1 protein-coding gene is annotated in these 1370 nt (G+C 38.0%); it reads right to left on the reverse strand.

Going from position 1 to position 1370, the window contains the following annotated elements; all coding sequences use genetic code 11:
* Nucleotides 1-1370: glycosyltransferase (locus C1T21_RS25170; RefSeq protein ID WP_103050201.1), on the reverse strand; the 1370-nt coding region annotated here is incomplete at both ends.

The following is a 1370-nucleotide window of genomic DNA, read 5'->3' on the forward strand; positions in this document are numbered from 1 at the left end:
TCATCTTTTACATCCCACCAAGAAGCATCAAAATGATGCACCGCTAAATTCTTTCCGTCATATACATCAATGGTTAGCTTGTTTGCAGGATAAATTTTGACATTATCCCTTAACGTCTGCATTTGTCCATTTAACTTTATTTTATAGTCTTTCCTCAACAATCCTGTAAGACGGATTACAATATTATTACTCATATTATATGTCCCGTCTTCCTTTTTAAACGTTTCTTCCTGGTATGTCTTCAACCATTTCTTTGCTAACTCAAATCTAGGTATTCCCCCAAATATAGCCGCATTAATATTATCTCTTGTTTCGAAAGCAAAAAAGAAATTGCTTGTTCTTAATGAGTCCAGCGGGGCTTTAAGTTCTACATCCGTGTCCATGTAAAACCCACCCTGTTCATATATCACCTTAATCCGAAAATAATCGGCTACGAATGCCCACTTTTTTGCCTCATATGCCTCTTTTACAAATTGACTTTCGTTAATATCACAATTACTTTCATTCCATTCAATAATTTCATACGTACCTGCATACTTTTTCCAAGATGCCATACAACGCTTAATCAGTTCACTCTTCTCGCCATGTCCAAACCAGAAATAATGTAACTTTTTGGGAATTAACCCCATTTGGAATAAATCAACTATCGATTTACTTCGCGTGCCCTTTTGATAGTAATCATTTTGTTGAAACAACTCTTGATTCTGATGAGCGTATTCCAAAAAATCATCCGCAAATGCTGGCTTGAATTCTATAAATGTTGCTATGCTCTTGTATACTGCAAATATGGCTTCTTTTCTAAAATTGTTGTGAACGTTATCCAGCACCCGCTGCCAAGAACTAATTACATCCTTCGTTCTCTCATCTGCACTATAAGTGATTGAACCACTTCGCTGTCTATAATTATACAAAGCCAGCTCCAAATAACCCACACTATGAGCATATGAAAGCAGGATTGGAGTCGTCCCAATATCCTCATACCACCCATCAGTAAACTCAGCAATTTGGAAAAACTTTCTGTGGTATAGTTTATTACAGGCTGTCGCTGGATCAATCGAATTAATAACTACTTCCTGGGGATTGAAATGTGTCCCTCGAAAGCCTTTTGCGACATGACCAGTCTCCCATCCATCTTGCACCACCATAAAGTCACATAACACAATGTCATGGCCTTGCTTCGCCATCCCATACATCGCTTCAAACATCTTCCGATCTACCCAATCATCGGAATCCACAAACCCGATATATTCCCCTTTAGCAAACTTTAACCCATAATTACGAGTACCGCCTAGTCCACTATTCGGTTTTGTCAGGGAAACAATCTTATCAGGATGTGCCTCTTTATATTCTTTGATAATTTCGGATGATTG

Origin of the sequence: Paenibacillus sp. F4, assembly GCF_002894905.1 — a bacterium.
Classification (GTDB): Bacteria; Bacillota; Bacilli; order Paenibacillales; family Paenibacillaceae; genus Paenibacillus; species Paenibacillus polymyxa_B.